This window comes from Vibrio sp. AND4 (genome assembly GCF_000171815.1).
In the GTDB taxonomy this organism is placed as follows: domain Bacteria; phylum Pseudomonadota; class Gammaproteobacteria; order Enterobacterales; family Vibrionaceae; genus Vibrio.
The window spans coordinates 208,139-233,052 of sequence record NZ_ABGR01000002.1 but is presented as its reverse complement, the minus strand read 5'-3'; the positions used below and the strand labels follow the sequence as shown (position 1 = coordinate 233,052).

General features: G+C 43.3%; 30 protein-coding genes and 1 pseudogene. 22 read left to right on the top strand and 9 right to left on the bottom strand.

Annotation, left to right across the window (positions count from 1 at the left end; all coding sequences use genetic code 11):
* Position 1: 1 nt before the first annotated feature.
* From AND4_RS03745 to AND4_RS03720, 6 genes are all read left to right on the top strand, one after another.
* Complete coding sequence (locus AND4_RS03745; RefSeq protein ID WP_009841574.1) at positions 2–346, top strand: DUF2523 family protein; 345 nt, start codon at positions 2–4, stop codon at positions 344–346.
* Between the two features lie 4 nt (positions 347–350).
* A complete protein-coding gene (locus tag AND4_RS03740; RefSeq protein ID WP_009841376.1) occupies positions 351–1,736 on the top strand; it encodes a zonular occludens toxin domain-containing protein in 1,386 nt (461 codons plus the stop codon).
* Positions 1,737–1,836: 100 nt separating this feature from the next.
* A complete protein-coding gene (locus AND4_RS03735) occupies positions 1,837–2,085 on the top strand; it encodes a hypothetical protein (protein WP_043991397.1) in 249 nt (82 codons plus the stop codon).
* Between the two features lie 655 nt (positions 2,086–2,740).
* A complete protein-coding gene (locus AND4_RS03730) occupies positions 2,741–3,067 on the top strand; it encodes a hypothetical protein (protein ID WP_009841573.1) in 327 nt (108 codons plus the stop codon).
* 18 nt (positions 3,068–3,085) lie between these two features.
* Positions 3,086–3,820, top strand: coding sequence for a hypothetical protein (locus tag AND4_RS19295; protein WP_009841572.1), 735 nt, complete (start codon positions 3,086–3,088; stop codon positions 3,818–3,820).
* Positions 3,821–4,122: 302 nt separating this feature from the next.
* Complete coding sequence (locus AND4_RS03720) at positions 4,123–5,040, top strand: hypothetical protein (RefSeq protein ID WP_009841571.1); 918 nt, start codon at positions 4,123–4,125, stop codon at positions 5,038–5,040.
* 459 nt (positions 5,041–5,499) lie between these two features.
* Here the strand turns inward: AND4_RS03720 and AND4_RS03710 are convergent.
* A pseudogene (locus AND4_RS03710) lies at positions 5,500–5,853 on the bottom strand (DUF3693 domain-containing protein); the annotation flags it as partial.
* 191 nt (positions 5,854–6,044) lie between these two features.
* On the opposite strand from AND4_RS03710, the gene AND4_RS03705 reads away from it, so the two are divergent.
* The 11 genes from AND4_RS03705 to AND4_RS03655 all read left to right on the top strand — a co-directional run bounded on the left by AND4_RS03705 (position 6,045) and on the right by AND4_RS03655 (position 13,824).
* Positions 6,045–6,668, top strand: coding sequence for a 3'-5' exonuclease (locus AND4_RS03705; RefSeq protein WP_009841568.1), 624 nt, complete (start codon positions 6,045–6,047; stop codon positions 6,666–6,668).
* Positions 6,669–6,671: 3 nt separating this feature from the next.
* Positions 6,672–6,887, top strand: a complete 216-nt coding sequence (locus AND4_RS03700; protein WP_009841368.1) for a hypothetical protein — start codon at positions 6,672–6,674, stop codon at positions 6,885–6,887.
* Positions 6,871–8,016 (top strand): replication initiation factor domain-containing protein, encoded by a 1,146-nt coding sequence (locus AND4_RS03695; RefSeq protein WP_009841567.1) that lies wholly within the window; start codon positions 6,871–6,873, stop codon positions 8,014–8,016. Before AND4_RS03700 ends, AND4_RS03695 begins: the two co-directional genes overlap by 17 nt.
* 3 nt (positions 8,017–8,019) lie before the next feature.
* Positions 8,020–8,379: a DUF1293 family protein gene (locus tag AND4_RS03690; protein WP_009841370.1), complete on the top strand. Its 360-nt coding sequence runs from the start codon at positions 8,020–8,022 to the stop codon at positions 8,377–8,379.
* A 7-nt stretch (positions 8,380–8,386) separates the two neighbouring features.
* Positions 8,387–8,617, top strand: coding sequence for a hypothetical protein (locus tag AND4_RS03685; RefSeq protein WP_009841566.1), 231 nt, complete (start codon positions 8,387–8,389; stop codon positions 8,615–8,617).
* Positions 8,618–8,623: 6 nt separating this feature from the next.
* Positions 8,624–8,866 (top strand): hypothetical protein, encoded by a 243-nt coding sequence (locus tag AND4_RS03680; protein WP_009841565.1) that lies wholly within the window; start codon positions 8,624–8,626, stop codon positions 8,864–8,866.
* A gap of 170 nt (positions 8,867–9,036) precedes the next feature.
* Positions 9,037–10,500: a hypothetical protein gene (locus AND4_RS03675; protein WP_009841563.1), complete on the top strand. Its 1,464-nt coding sequence runs from the start codon at positions 9,037–9,039 to the stop codon at positions 10,498–10,500.
* Position 10,501: 1 nt separating this feature from the next.
* The gene (locus AND4_RS03670) at positions 10,502–10,846 is read left to right on the top strand and encodes a DUF2523 family protein (protein WP_009841562.1); all 345 of its coding nucleotides are present in this window, start codon (positions 10,502–10,504) and stop codon (positions 10,844–10,846) included.
* A 4-nt stretch (positions 10,847–10,850) separates the two neighbouring features.
* Positions 10,851–12,236, top strand: coding sequence for a zonular occludens toxin domain-containing protein (locus AND4_RS03665; RefSeq protein WP_009841561.1), 1,386 nt, complete (start codon positions 10,851–10,853; stop codon positions 12,234–12,236).
* Positions 12,237–12,336: 100 nt separating this feature from the next.
* Positions 12,337–12,585, top strand: coding sequence for a hypothetical protein (locus AND4_RS03660; RefSeq protein WP_043991441.1), 249 nt, complete (start codon positions 12,337–12,339; stop codon positions 12,583–12,585).
* A gap of 534 nt (positions 12,586–13,119) precedes the next feature.
* Positions 13,120–13,824 (top strand): hypothetical protein, encoded by a 705-nt coding sequence (locus tag AND4_RS03655; protein WP_009841559.1) that lies wholly within the window; start codon positions 13,120–13,122, stop codon positions 13,822–13,824.
* A 36-nt stretch (positions 13,825–13,860) separates the two neighbouring features.
* Here AND4_RS03655 and AND4_RS03650 read toward each other — a convergent pair whose 3' ends face one another.
* Positions 13,861–14,226: a phage protein gene (locus AND4_RS03650; protein WP_009841558.1), complete on the bottom strand. Its 366-nt coding sequence runs from the start codon at positions 14,224–14,226 to the stop codon at positions 13,861–13,863.
* 613 nt (positions 14,227–14,839) lie between these two features.
* Here AND4_RS03650 and AND4_RS03645 point away from each other — a divergent pair.
* Both AND4_RS03645 and AND4_RS03640 read left to right on the top strand, forming a co-directional pair.
* Positions 14,840–15,289 (top strand): YHS domain-containing (seleno)protein, encoded by a 450-nt coding sequence (locus AND4_RS03645; protein ID WP_009841557.1) that lies wholly within the window; start codon positions 14,840–14,842, stop codon positions 15,287–15,289.
* Positions 15,290–15,344: 55 nt separating this feature from the next.
* Positions 15,345–15,695, top strand: a complete 351-nt coding sequence (locus AND4_RS03640; protein ID WP_009841556.1) for a hypothetical protein — start codon at positions 15,345–15,347, stop codon at positions 15,693–15,695.
* Positions 15,696–15,758: 63 nt separating this feature from the next.
* Here AND4_RS03640 and AND4_RS03635 read toward each other — a convergent pair whose 3' ends face one another.
* Positions 15,759–16,304 (bottom strand): DUF2726 domain-containing protein, encoded by a 546-nt coding sequence (locus AND4_RS03635; protein WP_009841555.1) that lies wholly within the window; start codon positions 16,302–16,304, stop codon positions 15,759–15,761.
* 548 nt (positions 16,305–16,852) lie between these two features.
* On the opposite strand from AND4_RS03635, the gene AND4_RS03630 reads away from it, so the two are divergent.
* Positions 16,853–17,203, top strand: coding sequence for a hypothetical protein (locus tag AND4_RS03630; protein WP_241210239.1), 351 nt, complete (start codon positions 16,853–16,855; stop codon positions 17,201–17,203).
* A gap of 114 nt (positions 17,204–17,317) precedes the next feature.
* Here the strand turns inward: AND4_RS03630 and AND4_RS03625 are convergent, their stop codons facing one another.
* Complete coding sequence (locus tag AND4_RS03625) at positions 17,318–17,629, bottom strand: DUF3634 family protein (RefSeq protein WP_009841553.1); 312 nt, start codon at positions 17,627–17,629, stop codon at positions 17,318–17,320.
* Between the two features lie 10 nt (positions 17,630–17,639).
* Positions 17,640–18,089 (bottom strand): macrodomain Ter protein MatP, encoded by a 450-nt coding sequence (gene matP, locus AND4_RS03620; protein WP_009841552.1) that lies wholly within the window; start codon positions 18,087–18,089, stop codon positions 17,640–17,642.
* A 211-nt stretch (positions 18,090–18,300) separates the two neighbouring features.
* Here matP and AND4_RS03615 point away from each other — a divergent pair, with 211 nt between their 5' ends.
* A complete protein-coding gene (locus AND4_RS03615) occupies positions 18,301–19,941 on the top strand; it encodes a Lon protease family protein (RefSeq protein ID WP_009841551.1) in 1,641 nt (546 codons plus the stop codon).
* 70 nt (positions 19,942–20,011) lie between these two features.
* Positions 20,012–20,527: a bifunctional 3-hydroxydecanoyl-ACP dehydratase/trans-2-decenoyl-ACP isomerase gene (gene fabA / locus AND4_RS03610; RefSeq protein WP_009841550.1), complete on the top strand. Its 516-nt coding sequence runs from the start codon at positions 20,012–20,014 to the stop codon at positions 20,525–20,527.
* Positions 20,528–20,674: 147 nt separating this feature from the next.
* Here the strand turns inward: fabA and rmf are convergent, their stop codons facing one another.
* The 4 genes from rmf to AND4_RS03590 all read right to left on the bottom strand — a co-directional run bounded on the left by rmf (position 20,675) and on the right by AND4_RS03590 (position 24,904).
* On the bottom strand, positions 20,675–20,848 hold the full coding sequence (rmf, locus tag AND4_RS03605; RefSeq protein ID WP_005494976.1) for a ribosome modulation factor: 174 nt from the start codon (positions 20,846–20,848) through the stop codon (positions 20,675–20,677).
* Between the two features lie 170 nt (positions 20,849–21,018).
* Positions 21,019–22,758 (bottom strand): DUF3466 family protein, encoded by a 1,740-nt coding sequence (locus AND4_RS03600; protein WP_009841549.1) that lies wholly within the window; start codon positions 22,756–22,758, stop codon positions 21,019–21,021.
* Positions 22,759–22,764: 6 nt separating this feature from the next.
* Complete coding sequence (locus AND4_RS03595; RefSeq protein ID WP_009841548.1) at positions 22,765–24,684, bottom strand: ABC transporter ATP-binding protein; 1,920 nt, start codon at positions 24,682–24,684, stop codon at positions 22,765–22,767.
* Positions 24,662–24,904, bottom strand: coding sequence for a glutaredoxin family protein (locus AND4_RS03590; RefSeq protein ID WP_086026781.1), 243 nt, complete (start codon positions 24,902–24,904; stop codon positions 24,662–24,664). The genes AND4_RS03595 and AND4_RS03590 overlap by 23 nt, the downstream gene beginning before the upstream one ends.
* Between the last annotated feature and the right edge of the window lie 10 nt (positions 24,905–24,914).

Genomic DNA, 24,914 nt, shown 5'->3' with positions numbered 1-24,914 from the left:
CATGGAATTCATCTATTCAGCACTTGATTTTATTGCCAATGCTGCGGAAACCTTGATCTACTTTATCCAATCCATACCGGAATGGATCAAAAATTGTTTTGAATTCGGGGTCATCTGGTGCATGTCTTTATGGCTTGATTTTAAAATTGCATCGATACAAATGGCGCTCAGCATCGCGCAAGCTTTGTTATCTGATTATGGGGTTTACACACTGATTGAATCTAATTTCAACGCCCTTCCGTCTGATGTCCGTTACATCCTCACGAAATACAGCCTCACGACAGGACTGCGCATTATCTTTGATGCGTTTGCTACGTCCTTAGTCATGCGTTTCTTGAACTGGTGATCTTATGGCTACTTCATTTCGATATGGCCACGGCGGCTCTTACAAATCAGCGTGTGCAGTTTGGTTCGACTTATTGCCCGCCCTTCGTGAAGGCCGAGTGTGCATTACTAACATTCACGGCATGCAGCCGTTAAAAGTGATCGAGAAACGATTAGGGGAAAAGTTTCCTGATAGTGCTCGCCTCATTCGCATTAGTTCGCGCAATCCAGAAGGCTTCGAGCTTTGGAAATACTTCTTCTGTTGGGCTCCGATTGGTGCCTTTATCCTGATTGATGAGTGTCAGCAAATCTTCTCTGTCAATGCAGGGTTTAAGATGGCCAACATCCATAAGCGCCCTTTCAGTGACTTTGAATCCCATCTACCGGAGGGCTTCTCTGAGCTGTTTCATTCTCGTTGGCTGACCGTGGACACTTCATCACTTGATAACGGTGAAATAGACGATTGCCAGCGCACACGCTTTGATGAGCAAGGACGGATTATCTACCCTGAGAACTTCAACAATGCATTTATGGAGCACCGCCATTACAACTGGGACATCGTATTATTAACGCCCGACTTCGCCCAAGTTCCCAAAGAGTTGAAAGGTGTTGCCGAGTTGGCCAAACAGCACAAAGGCAAAGACGGGGTCTTTTTCTCCAATCGTAAGCCTCGAATCCTTGAGCATGACCCAACGCGAACCGTCACCAAACCAAGCAAAGACGATGTGGTTTATAACCTTAAGGTGCCGCTTGATGTTCACTTGCTCTACGCCTCCACCGTTACGGGCCAAATCACCAAGGCTGGCCTTGGGAAAAACGTCTTCCTTAATCCTAAATTCTTAGCAGCTATGGCACTGGTCGTGCTTTCATTGGGGTACATCATCTATGCACTTATTAATATGGTTTCTGGTTCTGAGGCGTCAACTGAGGCAGGAACGCAGCCTAATCAAACTACGCAGCAAAATTCGGTATCGTCTTCACACAGTCAAGCGCGCTATAACCAAGGCTCTGCGTCTCATTCTGGCGTGGGTTCTGGTGGTTTTGATTGTTCGGGCACTGATTGCGGGTCTAGGGCTTATCATGACATAGGCACGGTTCCCGAATGGTTTCCTCTGGCCAACTCCGAAACCATCTATGTATCTGCTGTGGAACGCTGGCATAGACAACACTCAATTCGCTTGAGAGTCCATTTTGAGGTTGTAACACCGAGAGGCGTTACCTACCTCAATGACTCGTTTCTAAAGAAACTTGGTATTCAAATGAACTATCTAGACGATTGCCTAGTGCAGCTGTCTAGCGGGGACTCTAATTTCTACGTGACCTGCTCCCCTTATGAGCAATACGCGCAGGTGCAAGAGCAAGATATCGAACTCAAACCTATGGGTGGCCTATTTGGCGACGATGAGGGCTAACGAATGAATACGCAATCAAAACACGAACCGGTACCAGGATTAACTATTCAATTCTGCAATCAAAACTCAACCAGGAAAGACACCGGCAAAAGGTAAAATGATGGCAATTACAATCAGAGATACTCAAGAACATGAAACAATGCTCTCACAACTCAAAGAGCAAACAAGCACGGCAACAATGAGCAAAGCCTTGCTCAAAGGTGGTTATGATGCACTGAGATACAAAAAACTGTATCTAGCAGAGTGTGAGAAAAACGAGAAGCTTCAAGACGAGCTATACAACCATTCTGAAGCAATAAGCGACTACGTTAATGCACTAGATGGATTGAGAAACCTAAAGCGATCGTGATGGGCATCGCCCCGACCGAAGGGAGTCACCGAGATATAAGGAGTTGCGAAGCGACGACGAAGCACCGAGCCACCCATCATAGGTTATCCGTGGCACTTGCCTAGACTGGCGAGTGTCACTAACTGCCCAAGCCCAAATTGGAAATAAACACCCCTCTTCCTGCCAGAATAAGCCTCGCAGAGCATCACCACACCAAAGGCACGTAAACCAACTGGAACGCACCAGAACGTTCAACAACAAAGCTTTGCGAGAGCCGAGCAAGGCTTTCCTATGTCTATTGTTTTCAACAGCCGACGAGAGCGCGGAGCAAGTGAGGACGAACTAGGACGATTGCGCGACGCGCGGCGGGAGGCCAAACCCCCGTATCTGTATTACGGGGGTAAATTCCACCATACCTCAAAGCTTCCGTTAACTGTGATTAGAATTCAAATGTGCAACTTCTTTTTCCTATTGAGACCATTAAGCATCTCTATTGACTGGTATTGAATGAAACGACACAATGCTGCTTGTATAGATTAGGACGAGAACTACCCAACAAGCATTATGCCGAACTTAAAGTATGAATTATTTTAATAGTGGCTCTATTTAGATAGTTGAGTTATAGTTGAATAGTGTTTTTTTTGCAGTTGCGACTAAGCGGCTATTGCGAGGTTATATGTTTTTGAGAAGTGCTCAAACACTGAAAAATGCTACTGAGGTTGTTCAGTCTTTTTTCGTACCTGCAATACAGGATACAATTGAAGTTCGTAAACTCTCAGCTAGACAATCACGACCACATTTCATAGTTGTTTTTGCAGCTAGTGTAAAAAAAGAAGACTGGCAGCAGATTCAAGTGGTTACAGAAGTCAGTTACGTGCGCAATCGTCTAAGATATGCTACGAAACCATCAAAACAATTTCCAGAACTGGAATGTGTTGAATCCCAGTTAGAAGAAAAAATAAACAGTGTAATAAGAAGCAGCATGTTATTGGCTGCTAAATAACTAGATAAAGGTCGTTGGATGGCTCCGGCAGTAATTGTGGATTACAGCAAGGATTTATGTAATCCCCCCCTAGGTGTAAATCACAAATCCCCCCTGCTTACTAAAACGTTTTTCAATCCAGTCGATGGTGATATTTATGAAATCAGAGAATATCAGATTGTTGGAAGTAGCAATTCTGGTTGTATTGAAGTTTTAGTCTATGAATACTCTGAAAATGACGCATATACTTTAGAGTATGCTGAACAACAGTATAAAGAACATGGAGATAAGCTGTTAGCGGCCCAAGAGGCTCTTCACTTGGATATTCCACCTGTAAAAGTAACTGTAGTTGCACGCTATGTTTATAGCGACGCTAGTATCTGCTTTCAAAATCCAAGTGAAACATTACCGGGTAAACAAATTCGAGGCGCTTACGTACACCGTGAATACACTAGATCCAAGTTGACAAAAGAAGTTTATTTGACAATTTTGGACCAGTATGGAGTTCTAGTTAGTGATAACGTTCAAAGTGTTGACGGGCATGGCTTGTGGGCTTACGGTGTTTGTAACTGGGGAGAGGTATCAGTTTATGATAGCAATACACAGCTTATTCTCTCTCGTCTTCTTCCCACTGGTAGCACTCCAGATAAAAGCATAATCCCTTGGTCTTTAACAAGAGAACTTCAATCAGAGGATGTTGGTAAATTACGAGATGGCTTTTGGTCATCTGGAGTTTCCTTACGGCACCTAATTTTAGTTTTGCGAAAGCACTAAAAATCGCGTATCGAGACATTTGGCATTATGAGTAATTCCTAATCTTTATCCACTACATCAGGTAATGAAAAGCCGAGTCCCGATCATTGAAAGGCTCGGCCTTCTCCAATCGTCGAGTTCAATTGACTCCGAAAACACAAAAGCCCTATCTCATGTGCTAGATCAAAATGTGCATCAATTCGACGTTTAAAATAATTTATTTTATTAAAACAACAAATATTCTATATTGAAGTCCAATACTGAAAGGTACCATAATGCCTATATAAACTTTTATGTAGAGCATTATGCTTTAGGGAGGTATATTGATAACTTTTTTATTTGGGGCTGGTGCTAGTTATGGTTCGGGTAAAACGATACCTTACAATCCTCCATTAGGTAACGACTTATACGACAACCTAGCCTCTCAAAAAGGTAAATTTGGAAAATTAAGCGCGAAATCTCGAAAAGTATTTCAACTACAAGGTTTTGAGGCAGGTATGGCAACCTTGGCCAACGACAACCGATTAATTAATCCATTACAAAAAGAAATCGCATGTTACTTGTCGAAATTTAAGATAACTCCTGAAAATGCTTATGTTCGGTTATTTAATAAAATTCAAAAATTAATGCCTGATATAAATATAGTTACGCTTAATTACGATACTTTGATAGAGCAGGCTATAGCAACAGTCGGTTATGCTGTAGATTACAACGGTACCGGAAAAGGAATTACAATTCTTAAACCTCATGGTTCGTCTAATTTTTTGCCGAGAATGCCAGAAGGTTTTAATATGAATGGTAATGTAATGGTTGGTTGTGGAACGTTTGTAGATGGCCTTCCAACAGATGCAGTGAGTACTAACCAAGAAGTAATTCAATGGTGTAATGATCCTCGTAATAGTGATTTGAGCCCTGCTCTAGCGATGTATGAAAAAGGGAAGCGCGTAGTCGTTAACTCGAGCCTCATAAACAATATTCAAAAGCAGTTCGGTAATGTTGCGATTGACTCTAAGCTTATTGTTCTTGTAGGCATTAAGTACATCGAGCATGATACTCATATTTGGAAAGTATTAGAGGAAAGTAGCGCAACCTTACTTGTCGTAGATCCCTATCCTCAAGATACTATTAATTGGCTATCAGCAATTAATCGAAGGGATGCTGAAGTAATTAGCTTAGGTTTTGAAAGTGCGGTATGGGAAATCACAAAGCGTATAAAGAGATATGCATGTAATGTTAAATAACAAGGCTCCTTTCGGAGCCTTTTTTACATTATTTTTTTTAACACTCTAGCGAACTTTAAGAGCTTTTTCATTGCCCCTCTGTCTTGTTCTGTGCCGATTTCTATCAATGCGATGCCCGTCAATATTTCTTGTGGAGTAACGAGCTGACCTGTTGGTAATTCCAACTTTGTTTTGTGCATTCTGAACTGTTCCCAATCTTCGCCTGGTGACAACTCACGACCAGAAACTAACCTCATCAACCTTTTGCACTCGGGCGGAATCGGATTTCCTTTATCCCAATCTTTGACTGTCCTCACACTTTTGAAACAAATGTTTGCAGTTTCTTCGATTGTTAACCCGCATTCTAATTCACGAAAAACGTAATTCCGGCTCATTTTTCGAAAGTTTCTCATACAACCCTTTATATTCTAAAGGGTTAATATGTAACTGATATGATACTCGATTTACCATAAGCGGATATAATACGCACTGCGATAGTGGGTCTAATGGGCTCGTGATCATCACTGCTAAACCTGTGCAAGCCATTGAAATACCAGTTAATCCAAGCCCGTTATACTTTTTTGCGATACCTTCCCATACTGCTTTAATCTGTGGGTTTTCGTTGCGGTCAGCGTGACAACCTAGCAAAGCTATCTCTGGGTCCAAACCTGATTGTTCAGCTAGAAATATTGCTTGTGTATCAGTCATATAGCGCTTCCCTTTGCGAAAATCACTGATTCGTTGCGGCGGTACATTCATATCCGCAGCAATCTGCTTGTCTTGTACGTAACTTTGAGCCTTTTTGTAGGCATCTAATAGCTGATTTTGGTACATGCTATTTCCTCCGTTTCCGTCAGTTTAGCCTAACAATCACCATTTTTGGTGACTTGCGCTAACCAAAATTGGTGATTAGCCTAATAACCAAATCTGGTTATTCAGTGGTATTTGACCACCTTGGTTTGGGCGTTTGCCCTTGACGCTTTCGTCTGGCCTTGGTGGTCACTCTCAACTGTCAAGGAGTTGCTGTGAAAAAACTGTCTATTCAAAACGCGATCATTCTCAATACGAAAACGACTGGGTTCGGCTCTAGTGCTGAAATAGTCGAGTTCACTGCTATCTGTGCCGATTCCGGTAAAGTTATCGTTAACAAACTGGTTAAACCGACCTGTTCTATCCCTGCTCAAGCTACGGCCATTCATGGTATCACTGACGAAGATGTTCAAGGTGCTTTCGACTTTCACTTGGTGTTTTCGAATCACTTTCTTCCTTTACTCAACGGCCGTCCTATCATCATCTACAACACAGATTTTGAAACGCGCATGATTATCCAGTCGTTAGAAAAACACTGTAATTCTGCTTACCTTCAATCTGTTCAAGAACTGCTTTCTATATTCTGTGTTCCGCAATGCGCAATGCTTTGGTATGCCGAGTTTCACGGTCTTTGGGACCATGAACATGATGATTTTAAGTGGCAATCTCTGTCCAACGCTTGTGCTCAAGAACTTGTTGATGTCTCCGATTTAACCGCTCACCGTGCTTTGTCTGACTGTGAAATGACTCGTCGATTGATTAACGCTGTTAACTCAAAAATTGATGATCAAACCAATCAATTAAGTGACGGTGTCACCAAGTCTAGTTCAGAGGCTTAACCCATGAACGAAGCTCAAATCATCTATTACGACTTGCTCCCAGATTACACGGTTTCCGTGTTGGTCAAAGGCTATGAAGAATGGGATTTGCTCAAGTCTATGTCTCATCTTGAGTTCTGGGCTTCGTCTGAATTTGTCTCTTACGAGTTGGTGTCTATCACCAATACCACTTACCAAGAACGCGTTGATTTAGGGGTCTTCGATGACTACTGCAACTAACATCCTTAAGAAATTCGATGAGCAGTCCGTTCATATTGACTACCTATGTTTTACATTCGCAGTCAAGGACTTACGCCACTGTCACAAGGCGATTCAACGCTTACACAAGCATGAGGAATACAAAGGCTTAGCGCCAAAATCACTGTTACAACGTCACAGCAGAGCACCTAAGTTCCCTGCTCCACCTGAGTTCAATCCGACCATCGCAAAGACGGCCGAAGAGATTGAATCGTACAATGACGCCTTTGATATTTGCTACCGTACCTACTTAGAAGACTGTCTGCGCATCTTCACGAATCAGGTGCTTGGCCTGTCGCTTTCTGCGCCTCGTGGTCTTGGTTTCCAGTTCTATACCGAGTCTATGAAGCTGACCTCACCAGATGGTGAAGACTTCTGTGGTTTCGTTGGTCTGGGCGGAAATAACGACACCGTGCATTTTCAAATCAATGGCACTGGTTGTAAGCATGTGTTTGCTCGTCGCGCGCCTTGGTCGCTGCATGATTGGCTGACTAACGTTCTTGGTGTTCAATCACTCGCGCGTGTCGATCTCGCTTACGATGATTACGATGGTATCTTTGATTGTGAATACGCTCGTAAAGCTTGGAATGATGATGCGTTCCGAACGGCTGACCGTGGCCGTGGTCCGGTACTGCATGAAGATATGACCATTGCCAGTATGACCAATGGCAAACCTAACTACACCAAAGAGCAATACTCTGTCGGCTCTCGTACTTCTCGCGTCTACTGGCGTATCTACAACAAGGCGCTTGAGCAAAAGCTCGCAAACACTGGCCTTGTTTGGTATCGCTCAGAAGTCGAACTCAAAAAATGGAACATCGATGTTTTGTTAGATCCTGCTGGCGCGTTTGCTGCTATCAATGATTTCTCAGCATCGATTTCAACTGCTAAAAAATTCAATACCAAACCAGTCCCGACTAAACGCGCGGCGTTAGACCTGTTGGCCTCGGCCCACTGGATGCGCCGCCAATACGGGAAAATCCTGAACTCTTTAATCGAATTCCATGAGGGCGACATTGAAACCGTTGTCGGCTCACTCGTCCGTGATGGAACCAAATTCACCTTCCCCGATACCTACGGCAAGTTGGTGACTCACATATTGGAGACCTAACAAATGGCTAAATCTGTTTTTGTTCTTGGCATGGACATCACTTGGAACTCAGCGCGTGGCGACAGTGCTCAACTCAATATCTCACGCCCGCTACGCAGCATTAACTCGGAAAAATTTAAGCGTCGCACCATCGGTGAATCTGGTGATGTGAACCCGCAATGGGACCAACCGTTGATGATTGAACACAGTTATGCCCTGCTCCTTGAGCGTACTGGTGCTCTGGTTCCTCGTCGTGAGTACCAGTTGCAACTTGAAATCAATCCAGAGGACCCATTAGCGGGTGCCATCGTGACAGAACTCATTCCTGTCGACCCAGAAATTAAGAAGCACTTCGAAGCTTCAATGAAAGCGGTTCAAGGTTAAAAAGAATATGTCTGTATGCGTCACCGTTGGCAGTAAGCGCGGCACTATAAAAGCAACTCAATCTCATATCGATAATTGCGATGGTTATGTGCTTATTTCAGCGGTGGAGTATCAGGAATATAAGGAACCTGTCCCATTTAATAGTGACTTGTTCCTTTACGTCAGTGGCGTGCTCTTGATTAACATGCTTGTTGGTCATTGGGTAGGTCGTGTTGTTCGCCTTATGAATAAAAGGTAATTCAAAATGAAAAAACTAGAACTTGTTGTAAAAAACACAAAACACGCAATCGTAAATAAAAAAACAGCGGTCGGTACTGCTCTTTTGCTTGGCTCAACCTCTCCGGCCTTTGCTAATGACGTCAATGGCGCTCTCACGACGGCGGTAAGTGGCGGTCAAACTAATGTAGCACTTGTGGTCGCGGGTCTGATTGGTATGGCTGCACTTGGCTTTGGTGTAAACATGATTGTTGGCTTCTTACGCCGCTAACGGTAAGTCTTAATGCCTCCTATCTCTGGTAATCTACTTGGTGATGTTCTTGCTATCGTACTTGGTATTTCCTTTGCGGGGGCATTTCTCCACGGCTTTGTGAGTGGCATCAATACTCACTAATCATTAGATAAGGGGGCTTCGGCTCCCTTTTTTATTGGTTGAATAACATGATTCATTATCTGCGTTTTATTACGCTATTCATTATTCTTCTCATCAGTAATGATGCCTATTCCCTAGAAGCTCGTGTTGCTGATATTTCATGGCAAGGCTGCGCCTATAAGGGTCAATGGGTTGATCCTTACAAGATGAACGAGTGTTTTATTGAACAGGGGTATTACACACACTGTAGCTTCAGGAAGTCGCGTGGCGCAAAACCTATGTATCCATATAGAACGAGTTGTCACTATGGTTCATCTGGCACCAGCGTGCTCAGTTATTCTGAGATTCGTTGCCCCACAAACAGCCTGTTCGACCCTAAAACGCTTCAGTGCAGCTACGAATGTGATTATGGCTACAATGATGACGGCACCTGCATGAACGTTTGCCAGTTCAAAAAGTCGATAAACGAAAAAAGGATGCTTGAGTGGCCCGAATACATTTACAGTGACCAAGTGACAGGCGCTTGTTATGGTGACTATGGTGCCACTCGATGCGAATTATCTCGCCTTTCGGTCCATATGGTTTTTTGTACTGGTCACGTGTCAGGTGAGCTTACGCAAAACTCCCTTTGTAACGCTCAATTTGAGTATACGGGTAAACAGTGCGGCGGTGGCACTGATTTTTGGGGCGCTCAAGGGCCGGATGTTCCTATCATTCCGCCACCGACGGATAAACCAATAGATAAGCCCGACACCCCAATCAGTGACATTGAAGATCCAAGCGTCCTGCCCGATGATTCAACCAACACGCCGATGCCTAACGAGGTTGACCCAGAAGCCGAGGTTGAAAAACCCGTCACAGATGATTCGACAGACTCGGCAGTGGTTAGCGCCGTGACCAATCTCAATAAGGACATTAACTCGGCAATTCATGACCTGAACGTTGATATCAATGAGTCTCAAGCTTCCATAGCCGCTGAGATAATCAACGTGAAAGGCTCCATCGTTGACAACACGCAAGCGGTTCAAGAGCAGCAAATCAATGACAACAAGATTTACAACAACACAAAAGCGCTTATCCAACAAGCCGCTGACGATATCACTAAAGCGATAAACAACAGCAACGGCAATGGCAACGGTGACACCCAAGGCTTAGCCGAAGAGTTAGAAGGGTTCGGTGACAGTCTTGATGGTATCGAACGTTTGCTTAGTCGGTCCGGTTTTATCTCGCCGGGCGGTGACGATGTGAATCATCTCATCTTCGCTTCTTCTGACTTCATCAGAGTCAATGAAGGCATCGCAGATAAGAAGCGCACGATTGAAGGATACGTTAACGACATCAAAGGGCTTGTGTCTATCGGGACCAATTTTAGTAACGGCTCGCTAACTGATAGGTCATTCACCATCAAAGGGTCCAAAGTTGAATCTGGCCTCCAACGTTTTGATGACGTCGCGCCTTACGTTCGCCCTGTCATTCTCTTTATCTGCTCCCTCATCGCTCTATTCATCTTGTTTGGCCATAGGAGTCAATAACATGGAATTCATCTTTTCAGCACTTGAGTTTATTGCTAATGCTGCACAAACCTTGATCGACTTTATCCAATCCATACCGGAATGGATAAAAAATTGTTTTGAGTTCGGGGTCATCTGGTGCATGTCTTTATGGCTTGATCTTAAAATTTCATCGATACAAATGGCGCTCAGCATCGCGCAAACATTGTTATCTGATTATGGTGTTTACACGCTGATTGAATCTAATTTCAACGCCCTTCCGTCTGATGTCCGTTACATCCTCACGAAATACGGCATAACGACCGGACTGCGCATTATCTTTGATGCGTTTGCTACGTCCTTAGTCATGCGTTTCTTGAACTGGTGATCTTATGGCTACTTCATTTCGATATGGCCACGGCGGCTCTTACAAATCAGCGTGTGCAGTTTGGTTCGACTTATTGCCCGCCCTTCGTGAAGGCCGAGTGTGCATTACTAATATTCACGGCATGCAGCCGTTAAAAGTGATCGAGAAACGATTAGGGGAAAAATTTCCTGATAGTGCTCGTCTCATTCGCATTAGTTCGCGCAATCCTGAAGGCTTCGAGCTTTGGAAATACTTCTTCTGTTGGGCTCCGATTGGTGCCTTTATCCTGATTGATGAGTGTCAGCAAATCTTCTCTGTCAATGCAGGGTTTAAGATGGCCAACATCCATAAGCGCCCTTTCAGTGACTTTGAATCCCATCTACCGGAGGGCTTCTCTGAGCTGTTTCATTCTCGTTGGCTGACCGTGGACACTTCATCACTTGATAACGGTGAAATAGACGATTGCCAGCGCACACGCTTTGATGAGCAAGGACGGATTATCTACCCTGAGAACTTCAACAATGCATTTATGGAGCACCGGCATTACAACTGGGACATCGTCTTATTAACGCCCGACTTCGCCCAAGTTCCCAAAGAGTTGAAAGGTGTTGCCGAGTTGGCCAAACAGCACAAAGGCAAAGACGGGGTCTTTTTCTCCAATCGTAAGCCTCGAATCCTTGAGCATGACCCAACGCGAACCGTCACCAAACCAAGCAAAGAGGATGTAGTTTATAACCTCAAGGTGCCGCTTGATGTTCACTTGCTCTACGCCTCCACCGTTACGGGCCAAATCACCAAGGCGGGCCTTGGGAAAAACGTTTTCCTTAATCCTAAATTCTTAGCAGCTATTGCACTGGTCGTGCTTTCATTGGGGTACATCATCTATGCACTTATTAATATGGTTTCTGGTTCTGAGGCGTCAACTGAGGCAGGAACGCAGCCTAATCAAACTACGCAGCAAAATTCGGTATCGTCTTCACACGGTCAAGCGCGCTATAACCAAGGCTCTGCGTCTCATTCTGGCGTGGGTTCTGGTGGTGTTGATTGTTCGGGCACTGATTGCGGGTCTAGGGCTTATCATGACATAGGCACGGTTCCCGAATGGTTTCCTCTGGCCAACTCCGAAACCATCTATGTGTCTGCGGTGGAACGCTGGCATAGACAACACTCAATTCGCTTGAGAGTCCATTTTGAGGTTGTAACACCGAGAGGCGTTACCTACCTCAATGACTCGTTTCTAAAGAAACTTGGTATTCAAATGAACTATCTAGACGATTGCCTAGTGCAGCTGTCTAGCGGGGACTCTAATTTCTACGTGACCTGCTCCCCTTATGAGCAATACGCGCAGGTGCAAGAGCAAGATATCGAACTCAAACCTATGGGTGGCCTATTTGGCGACGATGAGGGCTAACGAATGAATACGCAATCAAAACACGAACCGGTACCAGGATTAACTATCCAATTCTGCAATCAAAACTCAACCAGGAAAGACACCGGCAAAAGGTAAAATGATGGCAATTACAATCAGAGATACTCAAGAACATGAAACAATGCTCTCACTACTCAAAGAGCAAACAGGCACGGCAACAATGAGCAAAGCCTTGCTCAAAGGTGGTTATGATGCACTGAGATACAAAAAACTGTATCTAGCAGAGTGTGAGAAAAACGAGAAGCTTCAAGACGAGCTGTATAACCATTCTGAAGCAATAAGCGACTACGTTAACGCACTAGATGGATTGAGAAACCTAAAGCGATCGTGATGGGCATCGCCCCGACCGAAGGGAGTCACCGAGATATAAGGAGTTGCGAAGCGACGACGAGGCACCGAGCCACCCACCATAGGTTATCCGTGGCACTTGCCTAGACTGGCGAGTGTCACTAACTGCCCAAGCCCAAATTGGAAATAAACACCCCTCTTCCTGCCAGAATAAGCCTCGCAGAGCATCACCACACCAAAGGCACGTAAACCCACTGGAACGCACCAGAACGTTCAACAACAAAGCTTTGCGAGTGCCGAGCAAGGCTTTCCTATTCTATTGTTTTCAACAGCCGACGAGCGCGCGGAGCAAGTGAGGACGAACTAGGACGATTGCGCGACGCGCGGCGGGAGGCCAAACCCCCGTATCTGTATTACGGGGGTAAATTCGACAACTTAAAGCAGAGTCGGGACTAATTGTTGATTCGGTTTTTAATTGATCTACTGCAAAAACATGTGTCATATGTGTCATATGCCTATTTATGAAATTTCAATGTGCTGTAGAATGCTAGCTTACTGTTTCTAAGTAGGTTTATATATGTTATTTACACCAGAATTCATTCGTGAAGTTGAAGAAGACCCAATAATGGGTTTAAGTAACGCCTGTCAGCTTGTGCGTTCAAAATTAGATGAATATTTACACAATACAGAGTGGACGGATATTGAACATGAATTATTGTGGGAAGCAGCCTCATTTATGGCTTTGATCATTGATCACCATAACATTGCAATTGACATCGCTTTACCAGAACCAACCTCTGATATTGGACTTAACTGTGGGGCGCTTCAACAGTTCATTAAAACCGTTGAATCTGAGGTTGCTGGCCATGCGACCTTACTAAAAATTAACGCTTATACCACGCGATATGAATCAATGTTGAGCAGTTCTTTTGCTTATGAGTTTTCTCAAGGCGACTTAGAACGCGTTCAGTCTCTTTTAAATGAATTAAGAATCCAAATTTCAGCTCTTGAACAATTGGAAGAATCTCATAGGCAGAGGCTTCTAAAACGTTTAGAAAAACTCCAATCAGAGCTACATAAACGTGTATCTGACCTTGACAGATTCTGGGGGTTAGTAGGAGATGCAGGTGTAGTTATGGGCAAACTTGGCACAGATGCTAAACCAATCGTGGATCGAATTCGCGAAATTGCTCAGATATCTTGGAATACTCAATCAAGGGCTGAAGATCTTCCTAGCAACTCACCGAATCCTATGCTCGAAACAACCGATGATAGCTTATAAAGTTTAAATAAGGCTCCTTCCGGAGCCTTATTTAAATTAAACCATTTTCTTCAATACCCTTGCATACTTTAGGATCTGGTGAGCTACTTCCATATCATTTGATGCACCAAGTTCAAGCAACGCGACTCCAATCAATACTTGCTGTGCAGTTACCAGCTGGCCCGTTGGAAGTTCTAAGCGATCATGTCTCATCACGAAGTTTTCCCAATCATTGCAAATGCTCAGTTCCCTGCCCTTGTTCATTCGCATTAGTCTCCTGCACTCCGGCGGGATGGCTTTTCCCTTATCCCAAAGTTTGACCGTCTTCACAGTTTTTAAACAAAGTTCGGCAGCCTCTTCAACGGATAAACCACATTCAAATTCACGAAAAATATAGTTTTTGGTCATTTCGTGATACTTCATTGAATTGCACCTCAAAAGAGATGCATTTTATAAACAAGCAGTATGCAACTGCATTATACATAAGGGCATATAATACGCACCGTGATTGTTAGAGCAATTTAGTAATGTCTGGTTTTAGCCACTTTAAAATGTCCTCCTAAAATTAACAATATTGTTTGCTTTTGAGGCTTTAAAAGTCTCGCACACGCTGCTCGTGGTCGTCCTAGCAACCTCTAAAGAGACTCTACATCAATCCCCGACCGCCACATTATGATGCGTTCGGTTACGGTGAAAACAGCCATGTGAACGTTGTCATGCTTCACGAGTCACTCCGCACAATATCGCTCCGATGGTAGAAAAACTTCTGCTCATCAAATCATTTGGTTACTTTCCCAACGATATTCATTGGTCTGGTGTTTACTGTTCCACTGCTAGATTTAAATTCAAATGAGTAACCCCCTCTATAAAATCACTTTAAAATATTGAAACATATGATGATAACCGTTGATGCATTTGGTATTTCAATGCACAATGACGAATAAAGAAGGCAAAGCATTTTATGACAGGCATTATGTAATTCTTGAAATATTTATACCTCCTTTCCTGTCTATATATGAAATTGAAGGAGAACATTATGAATAATCTAACCAAATTGACTTTAGTGATATGTGTGTGGCTTGGCTCAATGGCATCAGCTTTTGCGCTTGAGCCTGTTTATAGCGATTTTTTTGGTAAAGCGATTAAAGGCTATGACCCTGTTTCCTATTTTCTGGAAAGCAAAGCAGTAAAAGGAAACAGCGATATTACTTACGAATGGAAAGGCGCTGAATGGAATTTTTCATCACAGGATAACCTGAATCTTTTCGTAGCGAACCCTCAAAAATATGCTCCTATGTATGGTGGCTACTGCGCTTGGGCTGTAAGTCGTGGGTATACGGCAAAAATAGATCCAAATGCATGGTATATTTTTGAAGACAAGTTGTACTTAAACTACAGCAAGTCAGTTCAAGAAAAGTGGCAGCAAGATATCAAAGGAAATATCATCCAAGCCGATAAAAATTGGCCAACATTGCTAAGTGAGTAAAAAATGTATTCCCAGCACGTTAGCACTCTTACGCAGCAATAATTTAAGGATAGTCATGAACTTTCAAGAAATGTCAGAGCAAGAAATATTAGCGATAGCGAACCCAATCATGGATAACTTGATGGAAGCATCAACAAATATAGACCATGAGGGGCACGTTCGTGATTTTAGTAAGCGTATGTTGAAAATTGTTACTCCTGATTATCTAAATGACATATGTGTTAAATATCAGGCAGAAAAGGGATTCTTCGCTGAGAGAGAGTTCGTTGCAGTGTTTAAGCGCCAAGATTCAGCGGCAATAGTCTGGAAGCAATTTTATACAAAATCCCAAGGTGAGTTTGTAGCAGAAATGGTGCTAGTCTATGAAGATGGTCGCTACTTAGTGGATCATGCTATGGTGTTTTAGATGATTCCACTTAAATTTTATAGGCTCCTTGCGGAGCCTTTTCCGGGCTTCTGATACACCTAATTAAGCTACCGCTTCCAATGGCCTGCATTTTATCTCGGTGTACTGCTCTAGCTTATCAATGATAGTGGTCGGGTCATAGCAATTCGCCACCTCGAATCTTAGTAATGGATGGAGATCTCTAAACGCATTGCTCACGTACTGATCACGCTCTTGCCGTTTTTGTTTGTGGTGTGATGAATCGTTCAGCTCTATCACGGCCAGTATCTTGGTGTTCTTATCTGTAATAACGAAATCCACACGTTTAGCCCACGTTTTAGAGTTATGTTTGAAATTCACTGGTTGGACTAAAGCCATCATCGATACTTGGCTGTGCACCACGTAATCCTCTGGCAATATGCTGAGCAATACCTGATAAAAATTGTTCTCTGTATTCGTGCAAAGGTAGTTACGTTTTTTGTGTGGGACCTTTCGTTTCTTAGTCTCTTGACCGCGCCCCGCAACAATAACGACTGGCTCTTCAACATTTCTGTAATTTGTTTTTTTACTGGCCTTCAAGAAAATATAAAGAACACAACCTATTGATAATCCAATTATAATTTCAAACACTTCCGTTCCTCTTAATTAACGACATGTACACATCGTAGCATATGGTTAACGAACTTTATTGAAGCCAACCTATCAGAACTGCGTCGTTTTAATGACAAGTCTATACTTGCCAATCTGGGCTATCACGAGATAAGAAGTTGGAAGTTCTTGTATACCTTGCTGAGTTCCCCACCCTTAATCACGCGTACGACTTTAGGCTTACGCTCGTTTCGGTAACTTCCGACGCTGTGACGACCGAACTTAAACCGTTCATCAAGGTTTAACTGATCTCCTTGTCGTTTTTATATGACCAAGTCTATCTTATAAAATTACACCTTTGTCTAATTTCTTACACGACAAGATAATGTTAATTTTTTGTTTCCAGCGTCAACTTTTACTTTGAATATCGCCAATCCAAGTGAGATGGCTAGTTAGGAAAACAGGTTGTCACTCATAGCAATAAACAAAGTGATTTTTTAAAAAGTGTTAAATTATCTATAGGCTTTTCCATGTACAAAATATTCTTATTCACAATACTATGCTCTGTCTCTACATTTGGTTTTTCTCAAGTGACTTATGTTTACTGCGGTAAACAAGATGCCTCAGATTGGTACTGGTATCAGGATGATAGTGGCAATTATGTCGAAGTTCCGGGTCACTGGGTGCTTTTACCGGTAACTGATGAAAATAGTGAGCAAGACTTACTTCGCACTCCTTTTGTGGTGGAGCTTTCAGCTCTTATCAATCTCAATATTAATTGTCGAGAAGACTACGTACCTCAGCCAGGACGATGGGCTGCATCTGACTGGTCTAGGTTTCTAATCAATAACCCAGATGGTACACGTGGCCTCCTTCCTGGATATGAGAATGTTTACCTATCTGAAAACATGCTTAGGTTAAGATTGGTTCGGGTGTATTAGATGTCACCTATTTCAAATCTTAAAAATACAACTTTCAGTCATTAATTTTATTAAAATAAAAACGGGACACATTAATGCGTCCCGTCTTGCTCGAATGAGTGAATGCTAGTTTGCTTACGCTTGTTTCTTGTCTTTGTTTGACTTAAAGCCTTGATGAGGAAAAACATTTCTTATGCGTTGTTGAACTTTTTTCGGCACTTCTTTGGAAAAAACTAAACGCATACCAGTACGTTGCTTGTAGAATTTCATCTCCCCATCAAAGGGATCATGTTCAGCAATGACTTGCAGATTATGTTTAAAAGAAGGCGGCATATGGCCTTTGACTTTTGATATGTGTCCTTTTTCGAACTTAACTTTTAGGACTGGCCTATCCACAGCGATAAGCCAAAAAATGACAACAGCAGCGATCAATATTACGTAAAGCATTTGATTCTCCTTAGCTGGATAACAATTTACTCAAGTCTTCTTTCAACGATGAAACCTTCATGCTAGCTTTCTCACTTCGAGATGCTTCTGACAGTAAATATTCAATAGCATCAGAAAGTGTACAGCCTAGCTCATTCGCTCGGTTTGACAGTTTTTCCCAAACCCGGTAATCAAGGTCGATGGATTTTTTCTTTGTGTGGATTTGCTCTGCATTGAAGTGACGTTTACGCTTGGCGCGGATTGCCTGTTTCAGCTTATTTTCAAGCTCTTCTGACATGTGGTTCTCGATCCAAGTAAGTACTTGTGTCGGTTCATGCTCAAGCTTGCTGAGTTCGGCGATAGCAGCATCGGCTTCACTCGTATCGATATATCGAGTCACGGCCTCGCCATCTTTCCACTTTTTGATTAGATAGTTCCATTTCCAACCACACTCTAAATTTTCAAGCTGCTGATATTTCATCCTTTTGACCCTCAATGCCGTTATGGTTACAGCGTAACCCAATTATCCCGTTTCAGCAATTAAATCTAATAAAAGTATCGATATTGATCTCTCATTTGTCGACGGTTTAATCAACTGAATTTGCGGATTTTTTCGATTAGCCAAATTGTTGCTATGGAGTTGATCGTCGTTTCGCTATAATGCCCACAAGATTAAATTAAGATGAATTTGAATGAACCAAGTTAACTGGCAAGATGTCGCCCCTTCTTTCACGCAGTACGAAGAGATTTTAAGCAAAGCCACTTCCCTACCAGCGAAAACCTTTATTGACCTCCAGCCTAGGCTAGAGGCAACCATTGACCGATTTACTCGTGTACGAGGCTTGACTCGCATTCTATTGGTTAATTGCACTGATAACGCGATTTATCGTGGTTTTATAAGCGAAGTGTTGAAGAAGAAGACATCAACGCCGGTCATTACTGTAGAGTCGCTCGATGCTAAAGATCTATTCGATCACTACAGTGTGAATCGAGACGGCCAAGCGACGTTTGAGTCTGGTCTAATTTCTAAGGCACATGGTGGTTATCTTGTTATTCCTGCAAATTTGGTTCTCGCAAATGCCGCACGCTGGCCGAATATCAAAGCAGCAGTTCAAGGTGGAAGCTTTTCTCCAATTAACCTTACACCGCAACGTATTGCCTCATCACCTTTTGCGCCACAAAGTTACGATGTAAAACTGCTCATTACTGGTGACCGAAATCAACTCGCTGAAATAGAATACGTCGATGACGATTTCTCCACTGGTATGACGATGTATACCGAAGTGGAAGAAGATATTCATTTATCTCAAGAAAGCATGAGAAACTATGTCGGCTTGGTGAACTGGATTTGCCATGAGTACCAACATCCTGTACTCAGCAATGAAGCCTTCCGAAGATTAATTCTTGCTGGAATGCGCTTAACCGAAGATCAACATTATCTGCCACTTGGTGTGATGTGGCACAACCAGCTATTGGGCCTTGCTAGCCAGTATTCAAACTTATCTGTCATTGAGTTCGACGATATTGATCAGGCGATTGATGATAAATATTACCGCGAATCGTATCTGCCGCAACGTGCAGTAGACGATATTCTCGATGGGCAAGTAATTATTGAAACAACGGGTGAACAAATCGGTCAAATTAATGGCCTAACGGTAATTGATATGGCAGGACACCCTATCTCTTATGGTGAACCGGCGCGTATCTCTTGCGTTATTCACTTTGGTGACGGCGACATTTCCGATGTTGAACGTAAGGCGGAGCTCGGTGGTAACCTGCACGCGAAAGGTATGATGATCATGCAAGCCTTCTTAAGCTCTGCGTTAAACCTTGATGAGCCGCTCCCTTGCTCGGCATCCATTGTGTTTGAGCAATCATACAGTGAGGTAGACGGAGACAGTGCCTCCCTTGCGGAGCTTTGTTGTTTGGTCAGTGCCCTATCTGAATCTCCTGTTAATCAACAGATTGCTGTTACTGGCGCGGTAGACCAGTTTGGACGTGTGCAAGCCGTAGGTGGCTTGAATGAAAAGATCGAAGGGTTTTACCAAGTATGTAAGCACCAAGGCTTTACCGGTAAGCAAGGCGTGATAATGCCGAAAACGAATCTAAAACATCTCGCGTTACATAAAGATGTGATAGAGAGTATCAAAAATGGTGAGTTCCATATTTGGACAGTTTCTAATGTGGATGAAGCGATCCCTATCCTTATGTCTAAACCATTCCGTGGTGAAGACGACAGTGTCATAGATAAAATCGCCGAACGTATTGAAAATTTTGAACGACACGAGCATCCACAAGGAATTGTGGGACGTATCAAAAATTGGTTCGTCTAGTACTGATCGGAGTTGTTTAGCGTACACCTGTTCACTAAGATGCTGCTATCAGAAATTGGAGTAATTGATAATGCAAAACAAACGTGATTCTTACAGCCGTGAAGACCTTCTCGCTTCAAGCCAAGGGGAACTGTGGCCACAAGGCCCTCAACTACCAGCACCTAACATGCTGATGATGGACCGCATCACAAAAATGTCTGAGACTGAGGGTGAATTCGGTAAAGGTTTGATTCTTGCTGAACTGGATATTACTCCTGACCTGTGGTTCTTCGACTGTCATTTCCCGGGTGACCCTGTAATGCCTGGTTGTCTCGGTCTTGATGCTATGTGGCAGCTTGTTGGTTTCTTCTTAGGCTGGGTTGGCGGTCAAGGGAAAGGGCGTGCGCTCGGTGTCGGCGAAGTAAAATTCACTGGTCAAATCCTACCTACAGCGAAAAAAGTGACGTACGAGATCCACATGAAGCGCGTCGTTAATCGTCGCTTAGTAATGGGCCTTGCTGACGGCCGTGTACTTGTGGATGGCAAAGAAATCTATGTAGCAAAAGATCTAAAAGTTGGTTTGTTCCAAGACACATCAAGCTTCTGATCTTCGTCTGTGAAGTATTCATAAAGGCTCCTTTTGAAGGAGCTTTTTCTTTATAGAACCCAAGTAATTTCAAGTTGATCGGGTATATATACGCAGAAAAGGCTCCTAAAGAGCCTTTTCAAATCCTTCTGTTTGTATGTGGATAATTTATTTGTAGAGACCAGATTGTTTTTCGTCTCTGGCATCACGCCAACCACCTAACCAATACGACCGAGCATCAACCTGCTGATACGGACAGGCCTCTTGCGACCGTCCATTCAAACCCGCTTTATAGCCTTGAGATTGAGCTCTTTCTAGGCGATCACGCTTTTGTCTCTTCATAGTTAATTCCTCATACAGGTCCATTTACAAACGTACTACTGTTACTGTGAAACTTTGATGGAGTTTTTGTTACTCCACTTATAAGAATCGATCACAATGCGCATTTTCTCAAGGCATAAAAAAACAGAGGCTCATTTCTGTGAGCCTCTGCTTGATTTAAAAAATACTGGCTATTTTCTTCGGAACCCGAATAAGCTCAACATGGTCAAAGCCAACCAACCGAGTCCGGCACCTTGACGTTCGACAGCTTCCTCTTCGATGCTTCGCTTTTGAATGTTTGCAGAAGTCGCTCCAGCTATTGGCATCAACTTAACGGCAACGATCTTCTCTGTTTCAGCACAAGAAGAGTTGTGTTGTGTAGTCTTATAGCCACCCTCACATTTCATTGCAGTTGCTGAAATAACCCCAGCATCATTGATGTCTGTTGCAGAAATGATGCGGAATGCGTTGTTTGCTGCAGAGTAATCACCACCGTTTGTGAGGTTATCTAAGAACCATGCCTTGTTATCAAATAGCGCTTTTGATCTTGCCGACTCTGTTCCATCAGGACTATATGGATAAATAAAACCGCGCTTACGGCGAGGTTTACCCTCATCTTCGCGAGAGGTTTCGGCATCAAGCTGACCAACTATCTCATTTGATGCATTGATGCCGCCCATGGTGCCGCCTGCACCATCAAAGAAAATCCCATCTGTAGGGAAAATTGCCTTGGGAGAACTCTCTCTAACATCTTTTACGATAAATAAGCGATTTGGGAATGAGCCAGTTGGCATCGGGTATTGGCCAGAGCGCTTTGCCTCGCCAATAGCAACAAAGTTTGAATTTACATCTGTTAATCGGGAGTTACTGTGTACAGTTTCATCAGAAATACGTTGTTGTGCATCGTCCACAAGCACACTATTCCAACTGTAGTTATTAATACTTTTTTCGTCCTTGGCACTTGCATTTAAGCTCCCGACAAACACAGTGGCATTCATGTAGTTATTATCACGCCAGGTGTTGTAACCCACACCATAAATTATGTTTTTGCTTGTATCGACAACGAGGTCACGCATACTACCTTGAGCAATGTGCTCACTTTCTACAAATTGAACACCGCTCGTCCAAGGAACTTCAACGATATCCTTATTACTGTCCCAAATAGCGGCTTTAGAGCTATGGCGTGCACCATTTTTGTTATTGGCTGCTCTGGAGATACTGCCGACGGTGAATGTCCCATCAGTATTCCATGCGCGGCTTTCTTTAACCCCGGTATCAGTGTTAGGGATAACGGGTGCGACTATCTCGTTACGAGTTTTGAGCACCGATGAATTAGAGGCACTGACGACACTTTGATTACCAATTGCTTCCCCGGCTTCAGTTAGGCTATTGATGATATTGTTATATTGGTTTGCGTAAGCCGTGGGACTTTTTTCTACCAGTGCAAATGCGTTTGTCGTGAAGTCCTTCGCTAATTCTTTACCATATGGCTGCCATTGAATCGCGGCCCAAGACTCACATGTTGAATAACGACGTTCGTAGTCACAATAACGTTCAAAATCATCATAATCATCAATGTAGTCAAAGATGGAATCCGAAGCGAATGGCACTTCTTCTCTGTAGCTGACACCGTCAACGGCAGCACCTTCAGATAGGTTTGTTGTGCGAGTTTCTATAGCAAGTTTGAACTGTTCTGGTATACAGCCTGCCGCACTGTCGAAACAGCCCAAGGCGAAAGGTACACCAGTGCTAGGGTCTGCAGCTACGTCACCCTGTTGAATAGCGACACCAAATGCAGTTGAGTAATCGATATTATCCCCATTAACACCAGGATCCACTTCAATCACTCGATATAATGCTGCGTTAGCATTCATTGACGTACCGACCATCATAGCGACGACGGTTAACTTGAATTTGTTACTACAATTCATGGAATATTAACTTTCCTGTTGCATTGCTTCGAGTTCTTCCCATCTCTCGAATGCGATTTCCAACTCCTGCTCTACCGCAGCGAGTTGTTCCAATATCGGTTGAGTCTGTTCAACAGTTTTAGTGAAGAACTCTGGATCATTCACTTGTTTTTGCAGGACCTCAATATCCGACTCTAATTTTTCTAGTTTAGCTGGAAGAGCCTCTAACTCTCTGAGCAGCTTATACGATAACTTCTTCGAATTGTTCTTAGGTGGCGTAGTTTTGGGAGTTTCCTCAACCACTTTCTCTTTCTGCGCTGTTTTTTCAATCTGACCACGCGAGGCAAGTACTTGATCACGCTGTTGTTTAGCATCGTGATAACCGCCAACAAACTCTTCAATAACACCGTTACCTTCGAAAATCCAACTGGTTGTTACTGTGTTATCTACAAACTCACGGTCGTGGCTGACTAACAGTAACGTCCCCTGATAATTGGCAAGCATTTCTTCTAATAGTTCCAACGTTTCGATGTCCAAATCGTTGGTAGGTTCATCCAAAATAAGCAAATTGTTAGGTTTCAATAAGATACGAGCTAACAACAAACGGTTTTTTTCACCGCCAGACAACGCTTTAACTGGCGTACGTGCACGTTGTGGCGCGAACAAGAAGTCCTGAAGGTAGCTCAAAGCGTGTCGCTGACGTCCACCAACCATCACTTCTTGTTTACCATCTGCTAGGTTATCGATAACTGTTTTTTCAGGGTCGAGAATTTCGCGGTATTGGTCGAAATAAGCCACTTCGAGTTTTGTACCACAATGAAGGCGTCCACTCTGAGCCTCTAATTGTCCCAGTAGGAGTTTGAGCACCGTACTCTTACCGCAACCATTAGGACCAATAAGAGCGATTCTATCACCTCGCATAATATTGAAGCTGAAATCATCGACGATCTGCTTACCTTCAAAAGCGAATGAGACATTCTCTGCCTCAAAAACGATCTTACCTGAACGTGATACACCGTCAATGTTAAGGTTTACTTTACCTTGAACTTCGCGACGATTATTTCGCTCCTCACGTAGCTTTTTAAGCGCACGTACACGACCTTCATTACGAGTTCGGCGCGCTTTTATGCCCTGGCGAATCCAAACTTCTTCCTGAGCAAGTTTTTTATCGAATTCAGCATTTTGCATTTCCTCAACGCGGAGCATCTCTTCTTTGTCATTCAAGTATTGGTCATAATTACCCGGAAAAGAAGCCAGTTGGCCGCGGTCTAAATCGACGATGCGTGTCGCCATCGATTTGATGAACGTGCGGTCGTGGGAAATGAAAATAATCGAGCCTTTGAAATCTTTTAAGAAGTTTTCCAACCACTCGATGGTTGTCACATCCAGATGGTTTGTCGGCTCATCCAAAAGCAACACGTCAGGATCACAAACAAGTGCGCGAGCAAGTGCCGCTTTACGTTGCCAACCACCTGACAAGTCCGTCAGTTTTGTCTCTGGGGTGAGTTTAAGAGCACCAAGCACATTGTTAACGCGATCATCAAAGCGCCAAGCGTTTAGATGATCTAACTGTTCTTGTACTTTAGCAAGACGATTAATATTTTTATCACTCGGGTCTTGCGCTACAAGATCCAGAAGATCATGATACTTCTTCAGTAATTCACCGACTTCCGCTAAGCCACCAGATACGTATTCATAAACGGTACCCTCTTGATTACGCGGTGGATCTTGTTCAAGTCGAGAAACAACCACATCTTGAGTAATTTGAATCTTGCCATCGTCCAACAAAATGTCGCCAGCAAGGACTTTCATTAATGTCGACTTACCTGCACCGTTACGACCAACTAAACAAACGCGCTCGTTTTCTTGAAGAGCGAACTCTGCTTTGTCTAGCAATGGATGGTCACCAAACGCAAGTTGTGCGTTATGAATAGTAAGTAATGCCATTATTATCCAACCAATGTTTGAGTTGTTCTAAGTCAAACGGCCAGTTCAACTCAGAATCTTGATATTTCAATACGGGAATGGTGACGCCGTAACGAGAAAATAAAACATCATCAAACGCAATGTCGACAATGTGAGTATGCTCGGCAAGACCAATCTTACCGACGAGATCAAATGCCACCTCACAGAGGTGGCATCCATCAGTGCTGTAGAGCGTTAGCACATGCAACATC